The sequence below is a fragment of the Flavobacterium sp. genome, assembly GCF_027483985.1.
In the GTDB taxonomy this organism is placed as follows: domain Bacteria; phylum Bacteroidota; class Bacteroidia; order Flavobacteriales; family Flavobacteriaceae; genus Flavobacterium.
Genome location: NZ_JAIXTJ010000004.1, coordinates 17,426 through 35,093 on the forward strand (window position 1 = coordinate 17,426; position 17,668 = coordinate 35,093).

Sequence of the window (17,668 nt, forward strand, 5' to 3'; positions counted from 1 at the left end):
ATGAGTACAATTACAAATTTCACAAACTTAACTGAAGTTGCTCAACATTTCCGCAAGGATTTAATTGGAGACCATCGACCTATGAAAGATTTAGTATTACTATTTGCTCATAACGCAAGCGGTAAAACAAGATTATCAATGGACTTTAGACAAATTGGAAAAACTTTCGATGCTGAAGGTAATATAACAAGTCGAGATACACTTTACTTCAATGCTTTTACAGAAGATTTGTTTTCTTGGAATAATGACTTAGAAAATGACACAGAAAGAACTCTTATTTTAAATTCTGATTCAGCATTTTTTAATGGTTTACGTGAATTAGAGTTAGATGCAAAAATAGAATCATTCTTAAATAATTATGTTGATTTGAAGTTTGATATTAATTATGATGAATCAATAGTAACATTCTCAAGAAGTATTCTTGTTGATGGAAACGAACAAACTATTTCAAATATTAAAATATCTCGGGGCGAAGAAACTCTTTTTATTTGGTGCTTTTTTATGGCTATTTGTCAATTAGCAATTGATAAAGATCCAGCCTACAATTGGGTGAAATATATATATATTGATGACCCTATATCATCACTAGATGAAAATAATGCTATAGCGATAGCCTGCGATTTATGCAGTTTATTGACAAGTTTGGGTAATGAAATTAAAACTGTAATTTCTACACATCATAGTTTATTCTTTAATGTTCTTTATAATGAATTTGGTAGAAAAGTAAAAAACAAAAAATACTTCTTACATAATAAAGGTGCTAATGGATATGCTTTGCAGGATACAAATGACACACCATTTTTTCATCATATAGCTACGCTTAACGAACTTAAAAATATAGTTGATAAGCAAAGTGATGAGAATCCTCCTAAAATTTACACCTTTCATTTTAATGCCTTAAGAAGCGTATTGGAAAAAACGGCAACATTTTTTGGTTACGACAAAATTGATAAATGTATTGACGGCTTGGATGATGAAGTTCTTTTTGAAAGGGCGTTACAATTATTTAGTCACGGTAAGTATTCAATATTTGATCCAGTAGAAATGGGTGATGATAATAAAGAACTTTTTATTCGAATCTTTAGTGGATTCACTGGAAAATATACATTTTATTTTCCCAAAATCTTTAATGAAGCTAATCTAACAGAAACAGCATAATAATGACAAATAAAGACCAACAACAACTGGGTAAAACTCTTTGGAATATTGCAAACGATTTAAGAGGTGCAATGAATGCAGATGATTTCCGTGATTATATGCTTTCCTTTCTTTTCTTAAGGTATTTGTCGTACAACTATGAAGAAGCGGCAAAGAAAGAATTAGGCAAGGACTATCCAAACTTGCCTGAAACGGACAAGACAACGCCACTTTCAGTATGGTATGCATCCAATAAAGATGAAGTAGAGGATTTTGAACAACAGATGCGTAGAAAAGTTCATTATGTTATCGAACCAGCCCACTTGTGGAGTAACATTAGCGAAATGGCTCGTACCCAAAACTCCGAGTTATTAGTAACACTTGAATCAGGTTTTCGATACATAGAGAACGAATCTTTTGAAAGTGCTTTTCAAGGCTTATTTTCTGAAATCAATTTGAATTCTGAAAAACTAGGAAAAACTTCTGCCGAAAGAAACAAGAAACTCTGCACAATCATTCAGAAAATTGCGGAAGGCATAGCGGAATTCTCTGCCGACTCAGATACTTTGGGAGATGCTTATGAATATTTAATTGGTGAATTTGCAGCAGGAAGTGGTAAAAAAGCAGGTGAGTTTTATACACCTCAACAAATTTCAACCATATTATCTGAAATTGTAACCTTAGACAGTCAAGAACCAAAGACAGGAAAGAAAGGGAAATTAGACAAAGTTTTTGATATGGCTTGTGGTTCTGGATCTTTATTGTTGAACGTAAGAAAACGTATTAAAGATGCGGGCGGAAGTGTAGGTAAAATATATGGACAAGAAAAAAACATTACCACCTACAATCTTGCTCGAATGAATATGTTGTTGCACGGAATGAAAGACACCGAGTTTGAAATATTTCACGGAGACACATTAGAAAATCAATGGGATGTTCTTAACGAAATGAATCCAAGTAAAAAGACAGAGTTTGATGCAATTGTTGCCAATCCTCCATTTAGTTTACGTTGGGAACCAACAGATACTTTAGCCGAAGATTTTCGTTTTAAGAGTTATGGATTAGCTCCTAAATCAGCTGCTGATTTTGCTTTCTTATTGCACGGCTTTCATTTCTTAGGTAAAGAAGGAACAATGGCAATCATACTACCACACGGTGTATTATTCCGTGGCGGTGCTGAAGAACGAATCAGAACAAAGCTTTTGAAAGACAATCACATTGATACAGTTATTGGCTTACCATCAAACTTATTCTACTCAACAAGTATTCCAGTTTGTATTTTAGTTTTGAAAAAATGTAAAAAGCACGATGATGTTTTGTTTATTAACGCCAGCGAACATTACGAGAAAGGGAAAAAGCAAAACACTCTACGAGATAATGAAGATATAGACCAACCTAACGACATTCGAAAAATAGTTGCGACCTATCAATTCAGACCTGAATATATTGAAAGATATGCCCGAAGAGTATCAATGGATGAAATTGAAAAGAACGCATACAACTTAAATATATCAAGATATGTAAGTACATCATTAGATGAAGTAAAAATTGATTTAAAAGAAGTTAATGCAAAATTGACAACTATCAATGAAAGTATAAAAACGAATACAGACAAACATAATGAGTTTTTGAAAGAGTTGGGTTTACCAACAATTTAAAAAGCTTAAAATTTTTAAACAAATGAGGGAAACCGTAAAAATATAAAGTTAAAAATGATTTTATTTGAAAAAAGTTAAAAATAATATATCAGGAAGCTAAAATATTTATAATTTGGAAAACCTTAAAATAAACATCATCCCATTCCAACATCCTTCATTACAGAAAGAGTTTGGTTTTTATAAAGAAAAAAAAGAAGGCTACTATCCTATTCATAGAACAGAGTTGCCTAACGAATTATGGGACACGCAAAAAGAGGAAATAGTAAAATCAAAGTATTACTACACCAATTTTATAGACACAATTGATTGTGATTTTAAAACTAAAGTAGATTTTGCATACAATGCAAAGTTTGCCAAGCATTATTATACGCATTCAGTATATAAACATTTTGCAAATATTTCCGATGTAATACAATTAAATTATGTAAAAGATATTGAAGTTTGGTTTTTAGATACTGCGTCAAGTACTAAAGACTATAATAACTATAAAGTTTTCACTTTAAAAATAGAATATTCAGCATTAACAAAAAGTCCTGCTCTACTACTATCCTATGATGGAAATTCTAAAGTAGCAACAACAAGCATTGATAAAATAGAAATGCCATCAAACTATTTTAAAACAGTGATCTACAACAATGAAATATTCAAATTCGATTCACTTTCAGAAGATGCAAAGCAAAATTTAATAAATGTATATCCGCTACTCAACATACCTATAAAAAATCATTTACACATACCACACGACAAACCTAAAAAAGGCAACAGATACTTACCTTACTTCAACTACATTAACGATTTTTATAATAACTATCTAAATACGGAAGCTTTTAGAAGTATCGTACCATTAGATAAAAATGGATTTTTTACAATTCCAGAAAACGAAGTCTATCATACCAATTACAAATCAAACAATTTAAGATTTTATAATAATACTGAAATTGATCCTAAAGTAGGAATGAAAAAAATAGGACCATACAAACCAAGTCCTCATCCAAATGTGCAGTTTTTCTTCATTTACCACAAACCAGACCGCAAAGAATATGTTGCCAAATTATATGATTATTTTTTAAATGGTTACAAAGGTTTTTTTCCATCATTAAAAAATCATATAAAGCAACCATTTTTTATGGATGATAAAAATAGTAGTTTAGGATTTGAAAGTCCTGCAACAGCAATCAAAGAATTAAAAATACATTTAATCAATTTAGAAAAAACACCAAACACAAGATATGTAGCAATCTACATAAGTCCAATTCACAAAGAAGACCAAGACAACAAACAATTATACTACCAAGTAAAAGAGGAACTACTAAAACACGAAATAACCTCACAAGTAATATTTAAAGAAAGTATTAATAATAACTATTTTGGTGCTTTTTTAGAGAACATTACTCCTGCCTTATTAGCAAAAATAGATGGCATTCCTTGGCGATTAGATAGAGATTTAAAACAAGAATTAATAGTTGGTGTGGGTGCTTTTAAATCAGCAGAAAGCAATACCAGATATGTAGGTAGTGCATTTTGCTTTACCAATAAAGGAGAGTTTAAAGGATTTGATTGTTTCAGAGATAATGAAATCGAATTAATAGCTGGTGCAATAGGAAAACAAATCTTAAAATTTATTGTTGATAATAGCAACGATGTAGAAAGATTAATAATCCACTACTACAAACCAATGGGAAAAGAAGAAATTGACCCAATCCAAAAAGTATTAAACAAACTAAATATTGATGTTCCAATAATCATTATCACAATCAATAAAACAGAAGCTAATGATTACGTAGCATTCGACACAAGCAGTCCAGAATTAATGCCATTAAGCGGAACCATAATAGAAATTGCAAAGCTAAAATACTTACTATTCAATAACACTAAATACAGTCAAGACGGCAAAGCGTTTGATTATCCTTTTCCTGTAAAATTAACCTTGAACTGCACAGACGACGAATATTTAAACGACATTCCAACAGTTAAAGAGTTAATAGATCAAGTATATCAATTCAGCCGAATGTATTGGAAATCAATAAAACAACAAAACCTACCAGTAACCATAAAATACCCTGAAATGGTAGCCCAAATATTTCCACACTTCGAAGGAGACAAACTACCCGATTTCGGTAAAAATAACCTTTGGTTTTTGTAACCAAACCAACAGATTTATTTCTCCAAAAAAAAAGTGCTATAGTTTAAATTTTAATAAAAAAAATATAAATATGTCATTAGAAAAAAGCTATTACTCGGTTCAACATAATCAAATGATTTCTTTGGATGATTTTATCTTTAACAATTTCTCACTACCAATTAGATTTAGAAGAGAAGAAGCACTTACAAAATTTTTTGAATTAATCAATTTAAAGGATAATCAATCTACGATTAAATTAATTTATCATAATCATCATATTGAAAGAGATTTTGATAGCGGTGTAATACAAGAATTTGATGTGTTTCCAAAAAGAGTTTTGTTTCAAGTTGTGAATGGAAAAGTCGAAATTGATTGGACAAATTGGATCAATGAAACTAGAGAATATACTAACGAAGGCGAAGTTAATTTCGGTAAATTAGTCAAAGCTAAACTTCCAAATGGAAATATAGGTGAAGTTTATAGTGATAAAATATGCCGAAAATTAAATATTGAATACGATTACTTTGATTGGGAAGATTAATTTTTTTATTTCATTTTAAATTACAACCTAAATCAGAATACTTTTTTTTATTAAGAAAATTAATTAGGTTTACAAACTAAGAATTTAAAAGTACACGCATTGAATAATTTACCAATATACAATACAGAACAAACAGCTGAAGAAATAAAAACCCAATACTTATTTGAAAGTGTAGGAGAAAAAACAATAATCAAAGCTATTGAATATACTCCTGTAGCAAATATGGGAGGAAGAACAGTATATAATTTAGGCTTTGGCGATTATGATGAAGCATTAGGCACAATAGTTGATGATGTAAATAGTAATAATGGAGATATATACATAGTATTCAATACAGTATTAAGTACAGTACCTTTGTTTTTTGCAATAAACGAAGATGCTGTAATTCTTGTAAGTGGTAGTGATAGTCACGATGAGTTTATAAATGATTGTTTACCTACTTGCAAAAAGAAATGTATAGAACATTGTAAAAACTATCAAAGACGAATTAAAACATATAGATATTATGTGGATAAAAACTTTGAAGAATTAAGTGTAGATTATATCTTCTTTGGACGTAATAAAAGTAAAGCAAATACGTTTGTACAATACATACCAAAACACGAATACGATGATATTTTGGTTTATAAGAAAAAATAATATAACTTTGCAAAACATTAAGTACTTGTTATTTAATTAAATACTAATACACAGACAATTATGGAAACTACAAAAACAACTGTAAAAGCTTCTAAGGTTATTTCTATGTCTGCTAAGACAAAAGAAAAGATTGCTACTGTTGCTGCTTCTCTTAAAGGTAAAGAACTATTTACTGATAAGATAGAATTAGCAAAGAAAACACTTAGTGAATTAAAATCACTTCCTATTTAAGATACAATAGTTATAACATAAATAACAATCGGTTTAGAAATCTCTAAGCCGATTTTTTTTTGATTTATTTTAATTATTTAATTTAGTACTTATTTAAATTAAGTAGCTGATGGAAAATACAATACTCACAAGACAAGAACTTTACGATTTAGTTTGGGAAAATCCATTATCTAAATTAGCAAAGAAATACAACCTCTCTGATAATGGCTTAAGAAAAGTTTGCAAAAAACTAGACGTACCATTACCAAAAAATGGCTATTGGCAAAAAATTCAATACAACAAAAAGGTAAGCAAAGAAAAACTACCAGTAAACAATACAGTAGAAACCTCAATAACTTTAAAATTTAGAGACAATTCTGAAACAATTATAAATGGAGAAGGAAACGAATTAAATCATCTAACCAAAGAATTACAAAACGTTCTAAAAGAAACTATTGTATTTCCAGAAAAATTAACAAGACCACATCAGTTAATTATTGATGCTAAAAACGACCTAAAAACAAAAGAACCTTCTTATCAGCATAATATAAAAGGACTTTTAAATACTTCCACCGGCATTCTCAATATTACTGTAGCACCACCAAGTGTAAAAAGAGCATTACTATTTATGGATGTTTTTATAAAAGCATTACAAAAAAGAGGTCATAAAATAACTGTAAAAGAAGGAACCAAAATAGTAATTGACAATATTGAGATGGGTATTGGTCTAAGAGAAAGATTAAAAAGAAAAATTGTCAAAGGCACATATTATGACTCAACAGAACTTTATCCTTCAAATATTTTATCCCTTAGTTTATATGTTTACCCTGCAAAAGATTGGACAGATACTGACACAAGTAAATTAGAAGATAAAATTCCAAACATAATTGCCAAATTGGAATTACAAGCTATTGAAGAAAAACGGAAAGCTATTGAAAGAGAACTTTGGCACATCGAATACGAACGTCAGCGAAAAATTGAAGAAGATTTTAAAGCAAGAAAAGAACAAGAAAAAATCAAAACCAAAAAGTTATTTTCTGATGCTGAGAAATTCGATAAAGCAACAATATACAGAAACTATATAGCAGCAACAGAACAAAAAGCAATCCAAGAAAATAACCTCACAGAAGAACTAAAAGACTGGATAAAATGGGCAAACGAAAAAGCCGATTGGTTCGATCCGTTTACAAATAAAGAAGATGAATTATTAAATGATAACGACAGAGAAGAATTCCATAAACCAAAACAACCCAACAACTATTACAGATTTTAACCTAAAAAAGTAGTACTTAATAGAAACAACTGCTAGTAACGGTGGTTTTGCGCTATTGGGGCAGTTGTGGTAAATAGACGTTAAATCTTGTTTTTGAACTAATCAACAAAGCAGAAAGTACGCTGCTCTTAAATCCCCAACAGACGCAAAGCCAGCCGTTACTAGCAATTGTAAACCTCCGCATCACGTTTACGTTAAATACAACATTTATCTTTCCGCATAACTTCTTCCGAAACCAAACTGACGCAGACAATCGAACCGCATAAAAAGAAATAGGAAGTATTTTCATATTGACATTGTAAGTATAAAAATTGCTTTAAGTGTTTATTTTTTTTTTGGTTAAAGCAATTTTCTATACCCACAATCCCAATAGTGCCAGTAAGAGTATTCTTTTTTATTTGCCACAAAACCCCAAGTCATTGGCTTTCCGTCTGCTTGATACCTAGCGTTTTCAAAACATTAATTGTAGTAACATTCAAGTTTTATCTTTCTATTTACGTGCAGGCATCAAGCAGCCAAGAAAACCAATCAGAACAACCCAATAAGCAAATAAAAAAGAATACCCTTACTTCGAGCTTCTGCCAGCGCACTAGGAAAGAGTTTTCATTGTTTTTTGAAGATGCCATAACATTTCCGAATAACATTTTGATAAAATTGAAAAACCTCATTTCGAAGGAACAATAAGGCATCCTCAAAAATCAAATTTGCCCACAAGAGTATAGTTTTTCATTTGCCAGAACCACAAATTATAAATCAACATTCCGATAAGCAAATAAAAAACTACACACTTGTTTCGCTACTGCCATCGCACTAGGTAAGTTCAGTTGGGGAAATCTTCCATTTCCCCAAACCCCATAGGATGCAATTTTTTTCAGAAAGAATGCCACAAAACCTCCACTCTGATTGACGTTATGCGGTAAGCATTCTTTCTAAAAAAAACAGCTCAAGTTGAAGTCTTATCCGAATGTTGATTTTTGAATGGAAAGTTAAGGGCATACTTGGATTTTTTCTTTGGATAAAAAAACGATTTATTCTTTTTCTCTCAATAGATAGATATTCCGCACTTGTTTGCACCATTAGCCCTATATAAGTCGCCATTATAGACAAATTGATGCAAAACAAAAAACCCTCTCTTTCGAAAGGGTAATTGGTTTTAAAGTAGTAAACTTTACAAACTGATGGTCTTTTTTAGAACACTTCTTGAATTTTCATTGCATTACCTGCATTAAATAAATAGTAGTTCACTCCTACTTGCTGATAAAATTCAATTCCGATACTACCCAAAACAGAAACATTAGTTGTTATCGTTGGAGCACCTGGTAAAGTTGCAACTACATCAATTAAAGAAGTTACAGCATCAACAGGAGTATAAGCGGAATATGAAATGTTTGAAGTTTCATTTAACAATGGTTCTGCTGGCTCATAAGCTCCAGTTGCAGGATTGAAAACAAAATCCGAGATTACTGATAAAGCATTGATAATTCTGAAATGTGTTGCACCTGATGGAATATTTAAAAAGTTCAAAGGATTAAATGCCGGAACACTTAAAGTACTTTCGTTTCTGTCTACGTTAGCCGATAAAGTAAACGGAGCAGAAAAAATGCCATTGAAGGAAATATTTCTATTGAAATCTAAACCTTTTAAATATTGTGGTTGTTGCGAAACCAAAACAGCTCTTTGCCCTCTTGCCTCTGAACCATCCTCAATATTTATTTTTTTCATAATAGCAGTTAGTCTTCCTGTAAATTGACTATCTGTCATTTGTTTCATTAAAGCAGACAAACCAATTCTCACTGATTTACCAGCATTAGCACAAGCTGCAAACTCGGACATATTTTCACGAGTACGAATAAAGCCTGGTGCAGTTTTTACTTGCTCGGCAGTTGGACCACCTTTTAGACCTGCAAAGTAACCTTCATTACCTTTAATTTTGAAGTGACGAACTTCTCCTAACGTCCCAACATATTTAATATGTCCTTTTTGTTTTGCCATTTGTTGTGTGTTTTAGCAATTATACAATATTTTTTATTAAATTTACATCATAATCAACTGATAAACAACAACTTAAATAAAGCAATATAATGCAATTAAACGCTAAAGAAACCACCATTACAAAAAGTCTGCTCAAAATTGTAAAATTTGTTGATGGAGATGGAATAATTTTGGAAGATATTGTATCAAAAAAAGAATTTGAAGTTCGTTTATATGGCATTGATGCACCAGAAATAAACTACTGCAACAAGATAAAAAAAGACGAAATAGAATTACAAGTTCCAGCTGCTTTACTAATCAAACTTGGTTATTTATCATTTAACTTTTTAAAAGATCAAGTTAATTTGGGTGATGTTTGCACATTAGTACAGGAACAAAATAATTTAGTTGATAAATACGGAAGACTTTTAGGCTATCTAATTCTAAATGATGGTAGAGTTTTAAACGAAATAATGATTAAAGAAGGCTATGCAAAGCCATATAATGACGTATTTTGTGAAATGCTACCAATGTATCAAGAATGGAATTTACAAGCTAAAAACAGTTCAAAAGGATTATATTCGATAGTAAACAAATTTTAAATATTTTGTCTATATTTGTCTTGTATTTATTGATGTTCAGACCATTTTGATGGCTATTTGTTGCCCAATCTTCGACAACTATTGTAAATACTAAAACCTTCAAATATTGTATCGGCAAATAGTAAGTCCAATAAAAATCTCTTTTTTTAAGATCTTGGCTTATTGATTCCTCTATCATAAAGAACGATGCTACCAGCAACCGAAACATTTAAACTTTTTTGTGATTTAAACTTTACTACGAAATGACATTTTTCGATAGCTTGTTTACTTAAGCCGTTATCTTCAGCACCTAATAAATAAACACATCTTCTTGGATGATGAAACGTTTCCAAGTCTTCGGCATTATCATCAAGTTCGACACCAACAAGTCGGGCACCTTTTGGTAAGTTTTTGAAGAAGTCTTCGAAATCTTCGTAATGAAAATAGGGCATTGATTTCACTGCGTTGTGCGTATCAGAAGCTTGTTTGGCATACCTATTTCCGATTGTAAAAATAAAACTTGCCCCTAAATTTTGAGCGGAACGCCACAATACACCTAAGTTTTCAGGAGTTTTTCCGTTTTGGATTCCTATTCCAAAAAATTCGTTTATGAAATTATCATTCATATTTTAAGCCTACCTTTAATTTTCTTTGAAGTTTATCAAAAATTACTGTACTACGATTTTCTTAATTATCGTTTTAGAATCAGAAGTTATTTTTGCAATATAAATTCCGCTAGCCCAATTGGTTAGAATTTGACTAGTACCAGTAAATTTTGAATCCACTATTTTAGAGCCAACATTATTGTAAACTTCAATGGTATATTCCTGTTCAATACCTGAAATTGTTACAAAACCTTTGCTGGGATTTGGATATAGCAGCACTTGACTATCTTCAAAACTTGCATTTGAAAGCGTTGAAAACCATTGTTGCCCAGTGTTTCCGCCCCAAATATAATCGGCTAAATTAGGATAATCAATAAATGGATTTCTATTTACTTGCCACGTGTAGATGTAATTATTTCTATTCATTTCAAAATCATCTCTAGGATCTAAGGTGTTCCAGTTTAACAAAGTTGCTAAATCACCCAATTGACCTACTGTTGTATCAGCAATATCGCCATTTACTACACTAAGCTGGTTGTATCTTATTGCCATATAAAAAACAGAACGAGCGACATCACCCTTCCAAGAATTTTGATTTCCGCTAGGTCCATTGTAACCTGTCAAACCATAATCTTTATTATTTCTGATACTGTTTTCAGGTCCATCTTCTGCACGAATATGGTGTGCATCGGCGTGACCTGCTAGAATATCATTTGCATTTGTTGGTAACCAAACATTTATTCCATCGGCAAGTTCAGAAGTACCATCGGTAAAGCCACCACGAGACTGCGGATAAATATGTTCTCTATTCCATTTACCAGCGTTGTTACTTGAAGTTTGAAAATCAAATTTGGCTTTGGGTACTTCTTTGTACATCAACCACACTTGATTGCTATTCAATGGATTTTGATCTGCTGTTTTTAAAATATCAGTAATATCGCCATAGCTATGTGCTCGCACCATATTGGGATTAGCAATAATATCTTGTAATCCTTGTTTTAAAGCCGCTCCAGCAAGTCCTTCAAGAGTAGCATAATAACCGGCTGGTGCTGTACTTGAGACATTACCGAAAGTCGGATTTAGTGGTGTTCCAAAAGGCAAGGTATAAAAATCATTGTCAATAATTCTAACTTCGATTTCATCGTTCAATCTATTGTATTGTGCCGGAAGCGTTCCGAATTTTACTTTAGCTAATTCATCGCCTTCATCCAATGCATCATTAACAAGTGTAATTGTTGTTACAAAACTATTAGAACCTGTTGGAATGAAAACCGAAGTGTTGCCTGTGAAATCTGCTGTAATAAACGAACCATTATCTAAAGTGAAAGAAAAATTCAAATCGGATGTTACATTGGTTTGTGTGGTAAAAGTTACATTAAACGTTCCAACTTCAGTGGTACTATTTGTTGAAACTGCGATTGTAATTCCGTTATAAATGAAACCACTTCCATCATTGTTTGCTCCAGGTGTTGGTGTTTTACTTTCGTACGTACCGTCATTTTTTCTTTGAATTGAATTAACAGTACTTCCGCCAACGCCACTGCTTTCGTTTAATTGGGTTGTAACTCCTAAAATAGACATTAAACTTGTTGCATCAGGATCATTTGTCCCGTAAACGATTGCGCTAACCAAATTGGTAGCTGTGGCCAATGTATTATTAGGAAAATCGGAAGAACTACCTAAATAAAGTGCTACACCATCAGGACCATTTTGAAAAATACTTTCGGGTAAAAACTTATCAGGAACTGGAGACACTAATTGATTCCCAACCACAAAAATACCATTGATATCAGTTGCGAAACCATCTAAATCAATTACGTAATAGCTCAAATTAATTTGTGATCCAGTGCCATTGTATAATACTAAAACATAGCCATCGAGCGCAAAAAAAGGAGTTGCCGATTTTAATTCGATGAATTCTTTATCATCAGTGCTTGGTGTGTCGCAGTCGAGCTCGTTGATAACAATTTGAGCATAAGAAGTAGCAGCAAACAAGAAGGCAACTACTAAAAGTATTTTTTTAATCATCAGGCACAAGTTTTAAATACAAAATTACTATTTAAATCTTCAAACTATGTTAATTGATTAATAAAAAGCAAAAAAAGCATTTCTAAAACATATTATAAAAATGAGGGAAACTATTTTTATTTTAAATACTTTTGCAAAAAATTTTAATTTAAAATATAAAATGAAAAAAATAGTTTTTTTAATTGCCTTATCACTGACAATATTAAGTTGTAGTAAAGTAAAAAAAGGAGAATTCTTAATTACTGGAGAAGCTAAGGGCTTGCCTAATGGTAAAATGATTTCTTTGAAGACTCAGAACGATATGGGTATTGTATTGAATGTTGATTCTGTTAAAGTTCAAGACGGTAAATTTGAATTTAAAGGAAAAGTAAAAGAACCTAGCATGTTTGCTCTATACATTAAAGACATACAACAACCCGTACCTTTCATTATGGAGAGTGGTGAGATTGTAGTTAAAGTTGATAAAGACAGTATTTGGAAATCAAAAATTAGCGGAACCGATAGTAATGATTCTTTTCAAGAATTCAACGATAAAAGCAATAGCATTCAAAAAAGATTGGTTGAATATCAAAACAAGAACATCCAAAAGTTGATGGAAGCGCAACAAAAGAAAGACAATATGGCTATTGAGAGTTTGAAAAGTGGCTATGTTAAAATTCAAAAAGAGTTGGATGACTATATGAATGTTTATCCAGAACAAAATACAAATTCTTATATTTCCTTGTTATTGGTTGAACGTTTATTTAATTCACAAGACTTTGATTTCAAAAAAGTAAAGAAAACTTTTGAAAATTTAGATGTTGAATTGAAGAATACGGTTAAAGGAAAAGCCATTGCAACCAAATTGAAAGCAATCGAAAAGAATATGAAAAATCCAGCTGCTGCTGAAAAACTTAACACATTAAATTTGGCTCCAGAATTTTCTGCAAAAAATCCAGAAGGAAAAACTATTACGCTAAAAGAATCGTTGGGTAAAGTAACTATCATCGATTTTTGGGCTTCTTGGTGTGCACCTTGTAGAAAAGAAAATCCGAATGTGGTTGCTTTGTATAATGAATTTCATTCTAAAGGTTTAAACATCATCGGTGTATCGTTAGACGATGACGCTGCAAAATGGAAAGAAGCCATCGCAAAAGATAAATTAACTTGGAATCAAGTATCTAACTTAAAAGGTTTTGAAGATCCTATTGCAAAGATGTATGACATTCAACAAATACCAACTACTTTCATTTTGAATTCAAAAGGAAATATTGTTGCAAAAGACTTGAGAGGTGCCGAATTGAAAGCTAAAGTACAAGAACTTTTGGCTCAGTAATTCGTTAACTTTCCTGTAAAATAAAAAAATCTCCATGTGGAGATTTTTTTATTTTATTCATTACCAAAAGATTAAAAAATAAGATAAAATTATTTAAAAAATATATTTGGAAAGTTTAAAAGTGTTCCTATATTTGCATCCTAGTTAAGCGAATGGGGAGATACTCAAGCGGCCAACGAGGGCAGACTGTAAATCTGCTGACTACGTCTTCGTAGGTTCGAATCCTACTCTCCCCACAAAATAAAAATCTCAAGAGTTTCTTGGGATTTTTTTTGTTTTATGCTGTGATAATTTACTTGTAATCAACTTTCAGTACAATTAAAATCATTATTTTTGCTTCAAAATTTATCACAAAATGATGTTTAAAAATTCTACAAAGTATATTTACGTATTTCTTTTTACAGTCGTATCACTTTTAAAACCAAATCAAAGTTTTTCTCAATGCTTTGAAATTGAAAGTATTTTAGTAGACGCTTGTTCTCCCAACAACCCCACAAATGAGGAAGGATTTAACGAAATGGTTAGATTCAGGGTTGGAGCGGCCAACATCAATGTTAGCAATTTAAATGTAACTTGGCCTAATAATCCGTGGCTTGGCTTAGTTCAAAATGCAACGACAGCTTCTAAAGTTGCTGCTTTAAATGCCAGTATTACGGCAGCTGGTAATTGTGGTCAAATACTTGAGCCTACTGGTGGTGTTTTACCGGCTAATGCAACAGTAATTTTAGTATCAAGTTATAATATTAATACTGCATTTAATTCCTTCGGAGCTTTAACTACCACCATTTATATGATTTTTCAAGATAATGGTGCTAATATTGGAGGACATTTTGCAAATTATAATGTCATTCCTGGTGTTAGAACCCTTACCATGTCCTTCGGAGCTTGTTCTGATACTGTATCTTATGAGCGCAGTCAATTAATTAATTCATCAGGGACTTCTGGAGGAACCACTGCAGATAACGACGGAGCAACTGTAAATTTTACTCCAGCAGGTGTTGCTAGTTATGCAAACACAGGATGTAGTGCACCAATTCCACCCTTTTTTACTAATGCTGGACCTACAATCACGGCGTGTAAAGGATCTACAATAAATTTGAATGGAACTGCACAAGGACATGTAAGTACACTTTGGTCTGCACCTGTAGGAACTTTTTCGAATGCCTCAAATTTGGTTACCAGTTATACTATACCAGCCAATACGCCCGGAACTAGTGTTGTTTTGACACTTACTGGAACCAACGTTTGTAGTTTAACAAGAAGTTCTACCCTAACCATTAATTTTACAACCGTTGCAACTCCAACGGTAACTAGTCCGGTAAATTATTGTCAAAATGCATCAGCGATTCCGCTTACGGCTGTTCCCTCTGCAGGAGGAATTTTGAATTGGTATGGAACTAATGCTACAGGAGGAACTGCTTCTTTGGTTGCACCTACTCCATCGACTACCACTTTGGGTACGACTACCTATTATGTGAGCCAAACCGTTGCTGGATGTGAGAGTGATAGAGTTCCTATTAATGTGGTTATTGCTAATACAGGTCCATCTTTAAATTTATTTTGCGATTTTGCAAGTCCCAATACCACACCAACGTCTTTGAATTTTGATTTTAGCAATGTTGGTCAAACCAATTTTACCTATTCTTATTCTATTGCTGGCGGTGCGCCAATAACAGGAACTTGGGTAGCACCTTCAAATTTTACAGTTACAGGATTAGCTCCGGGTACTTCAGTAACTTTTACATTGACAGCCAATGGAGTTTCATGTGTTTCTCCAATGACTACTACTTGTAATACAGCATGTCCATCAATAACTGCACCCAATTTTGCAGCCATTCCGCCAATTTGTATCGGTGCTGCAGTTCCAACTTTAGCAACTACTTCGCCCAATGGAATTAGTGGTACTTGGAGTCCTTCAACCATAAGTAATACTACAAGTGGAACGTATACTTTTACTCCGAATTCTACCCTTTTCCCTTGTGCGTCTAATCAAGTTTTAAATGTAAGTGTTGTCAATCCGGTTACTCCGACATTTAATCCAATTACACCTATTTGTTTTGGCACCGCTGCTCCTACTTTACCAACAACATCTACCAATGGAATTACAGGTTCGTGGTCGCCGGCGGTAAGTAATACTTCAAGTGGAACCTACACGTTTACACCAAATACTGGACAATGTGCTACAACCACTACTTTGAATGTAACTGTTAATCCGTTAATTGTTCCAACATTCAATGCTGTTCCAACGGTATGTTCGGGTGCTACCATTAGTCCTTTACCAACAACTTCTACTAATGGTGTTACTGGTACGTGGTCACCTGCACTTGATAACACAGCAACAACTACTTATACTTTTACACCTATTAACAATCAATGTGCTTCTACTGCAACACTGACCATAAATGTTACTACGGCTGTAACTCCAACATTTAATCCGGTTGCTACGATTTGTTCTGGTGGAACTTTGAGTGCCCTTCCAACCACATCTAACAATGGAATTACAGGAAGCTGGACACCAGCCTTAAATAACACTGCAACAACAACCTATACCTTTACACCTGCTACAGGACAATGCGCAACGACGGCCACACTTACTATAAATGTGACCCCGAATATAACACCAACCTTTGCTGCTGTTGGTCCAATTTGTGATGGTGATGCCTTGACTCCGTTACCGACTACTTCGCTAAATGGCATAACAGGAAGTTGGTCACCAGCTTTGAATAACACTACTACAACTACATATACTTTTGTTCCGACAGCTGGTCAATGTGCTACAAATCAGACATTAACTATTACCGTAAATCCAAAAACAACGCCTACTTTTAATCAAGTAGCTCCGGTTTGTAGTGGCACACCAATTGCACCATTACCAACAACATCAACCAACGGGATAACAGGAACTTGGTCACCTGCATTAAATAATACAGCTACAACGACCTATACTTTTACGCCAAATGTCAACCAGTGTGCTAACAGTACTACAATGACAATAACCATTATTACGACACCTACAACGCCAACTTTTAACTTTCCAACGACAATATGTTCAGGTTCTTCAATAAGTCCTTTACCGGTACTTTCACAAAATGGAATTTCAGGATCTTGGTCGCCTGCCTTGAATAATACAACCACCACCACGTATACTTTCACACCAAATCCGGGACAATGTGCAGGACCAACTTCAGTACAAATCACTGTAATTGGAAGTCCAACGATTACCTCTCCGAGTAATTATGTAGTATGTGATGAGAACAATGATGGCGAGAGTTGTTTGTTTGTTTTGTCTACAAAAGATGCAGAGATTTCGACTCAACCGGTCCAGATTACTTATCATTTAACTTCCACTGATGCACAAACGGGATTTAATGCGATAAATAAAACGACTTCTTATTGTAATATTATCAGTCCGCAAACCATTCACGTTCGTGTTTTTGACCCATTAGCCCCAGCGTGTTCTTCGTATACGAGTTTCCAATTAATTGTTACACCAAAGCCTGTTTCAGGTACGGTTACTGATTATCATTTGTGTGATAGTAATCCAAGTGCAACCATTACAGAAGCTGTATTTAATTTAACAAGCGTTGT

At 32.9% G+C, this 17,668-nt stretch carries 12 protein-coding genes, 1 tRNA gene and 1 pseudogene; 11 read left to right on the plus strand and 3 right to left on the minus strand.

What is annotated here, in order from left to right; all coding sequences use genetic code 11:
• From Q0050_RS00255 to Q0050_RS00285, 7 genes are all read left to right on the plus strand, one after another.
• Entirely contained in the window at positions 1-1,158 is a 1,158-nt protein-coding gene (locus Q0050_RS00255; RefSeq protein ID WP_298391523.1) for an AAA family ATPase, read from the plus strand.
• A gap of 2 nt (positions 1,159-1,160) precedes the next feature.
• Entirely contained in the window at positions 1,161-2,795 is a 1,635-nt protein-coding gene (locus Q0050_RS00260; protein WP_298391525.1) for a type I restriction-modification system subunit M, read from the plus strand.
• Positions 2,796-2,907: 112 nt separating this feature from the next.
• Positions 2,908-4,938, plus strand: a complete 2,031-nt coding sequence (locus tag Q0050_RS00265) for a Piwi domain-containing protein (protein ID WP_298391527.1) — start codon at positions 2,908-2,910, stop codon at positions 4,936-4,938.
• A 70-nt stretch (positions 4,939-5,008) separates the two neighbouring features.
• Positions 5,009-5,458 (plus strand): hypothetical protein, encoded by a 450-nt coding sequence (locus Q0050_RS00270; RefSeq protein WP_298391529.1) that lies wholly within the window; start codon positions 5,009-5,011, stop codon positions 5,456-5,458.
• A 99-nt stretch (positions 5,459-5,557) separates the two neighbouring features.
• Positions 5,558-6,097: a hypothetical protein gene (locus Q0050_RS00275; protein ID WP_298391530.1), complete on the plus strand. Its 540-nt coding sequence runs from the start codon at positions 5,558-5,560 to the stop codon at positions 6,095-6,097.
• Between the two features lie 60 nt (positions 6,098-6,157).
• Positions 6,158-6,328: a hypothetical protein gene (locus Q0050_RS00280; RefSeq protein ID WP_298391532.1), complete on the plus strand. Its 171-nt coding sequence runs from the start codon at positions 6,158-6,160 to the stop codon at positions 6,326-6,328.
• A 109-nt stretch (positions 6,329-6,437) separates the two neighbouring features.
• Positions 6,438-7,580, plus strand: a complete 1,143-nt coding sequence (locus Q0050_RS00285) for a hypothetical protein (RefSeq protein WP_298391534.1) — start codon at positions 6,438-6,440, stop codon at positions 7,578-7,580.
• A 1,188-nt stretch (positions 7,581-8,768) separates the two neighbouring features.
• Here the strand turns inward: Q0050_RS00285 and Q0050_RS00290 are convergent.
• A complete protein-coding gene (locus Q0050_RS00290) occupies positions 8,769-9,572 on the minus strand; it encodes a hypothetical protein (RefSeq protein WP_298391536.1) in 804 nt (267 codons plus the stop codon).
• 89 nt (positions 9,573-9,661) lie between these two features.
• Between Q0050_RS00290 and Q0050_RS00295 the strand changes: the two genes are divergently transcribed.
• Complete coding sequence (locus Q0050_RS00295; protein WP_298391538.1) at positions 9,662-10,153, plus strand: thermonuclease family protein; 492 nt, start codon at positions 9,662-9,664, stop codon at positions 10,151-10,153.
• Between the two features lie 146 nt (positions 10,154-10,299).
• Here the strand turns inward: Q0050_RS00295 and Q0050_RS00300 are convergent, their stop codons facing one another.
• Together Q0050_RS00300 and Q0050_RS00305 are read right to left on the minus strand one after the other, a co-directional pair.
• Complete coding sequence (locus tag Q0050_RS00300) at positions 10,300-10,758, minus strand: RNA methyltransferase (protein ID WP_298391540.1); 459 nt, start codon at positions 10,756-10,758, stop codon at positions 10,300-10,302.
• A gap of 42 nt (positions 10,759-10,800) precedes the next feature.
• On the minus strand, positions 10,801-12,765 hold the full coding sequence (locus Q0050_RS00305) for an endonuclease (RefSeq protein WP_298391542.1): 1,965 nt from the start codon (positions 12,763-12,765) through the stop codon (positions 10,801-10,803).
• Positions 12,766-12,925: 160 nt separating this feature from the next.
• On the opposite strand from Q0050_RS00305, the gene Q0050_RS00310 reads away from it, so the two are divergent.
• The 3 genes and pseudogenes from Q0050_RS00310 to Q0050_RS00320 all read left to right on the plus strand — a co-directional run.
• The gene (locus Q0050_RS00310; protein WP_298391544.1) at positions 12,926-14,080 is read left to right on the plus strand and encodes a TlpA disulfide reductase family protein; all 1,155 of its coding nucleotides are present in this window, start codon (positions 12,926-12,928) and stop codon (positions 14,078-14,080) included.
• A 154-nt stretch (positions 14,081-14,234) separates the two neighbouring features.
• A tRNA-Tyr gene (locus tag Q0050_RS00315) sits at positions 14,235-14,316 on the plus strand.
• Positions 14,317-14,435: 119 nt separating this feature from the next.
• Positions 14,436-17,668 (plus strand): annotated as a pseudogene (locus tag Q0050_RS00320) (hypothetical protein); the annotation flags it as partial.

Bases quoted from the DNA above. Each gene is read 5' to 3' on its own strand.
- Q0050_RS00260 (WP_298391525.1), top strand. From the start codon at position 1,161: ATGACAAATAAAGACCAACAACAACTGGGTAAAACTCTTTGGAATATT.
- Q0050_RS00310 (WP_298391544.1), top strand. From the start codon at position 12,926: ATGAAAAAAATAGTTTTTTTAATTGCCTTATCACTGACAATATTAAGT.
- Q0050_RS00255 (WP_298391523.1), top strand. From the start codon at position 1: ATGAGTACAATTACAAATTTCACAAACTTAACTGAAGTTGCTCAACAT.
- Q0050_RS00305 (WP_298391542.1), bottom strand. From the start codon at position 12,765: ATGATTAAAAAAATACTTTTAGTAGTTGCCTTCTTGTTTGCTGCTACT.
- Q0050_RS00285 (WP_298391534.1), top strand. From the start codon at position 6,438: ATGGAAAATACAATACTCACAAGACAAGAACTTTACGATTTAGTTTGG.
- Q0050_RS00270 (WP_298391529.1), top strand. From the start codon at position 5,009: ATGTCATTAGAAAAAAGCTATTACTCGGTTCAACATAATCAAATGATT.
- Q0050_RS00280 (WP_298391532.1), top strand. From the start codon at position 6,158: ATGGAAACTACAAAAACAACTGTAAAAGCTTCTAAGGTTATTTCTATG.
- Q0050_RS00290 (WP_298391536.1), bottom strand. From the start codon at position 9,572: ATGGCAAAACAAAAAGGACATATTAAATATGTTGGGACGTTAGGAGAA.
- Q0050_RS00300 (WP_298391540.1), bottom strand. From the start codon at position 10,758: ATGAATGATAATTTCATAAACGAATTTTTTGGAATAGGAATCCAAAAC.
- Q0050_RS00295 (WP_298391538.1), top strand. From the start codon at position 9,662: ATGCAATTAAACGCTAAAGAAACCACCATTACAAAAAGTCTGCTCAAA.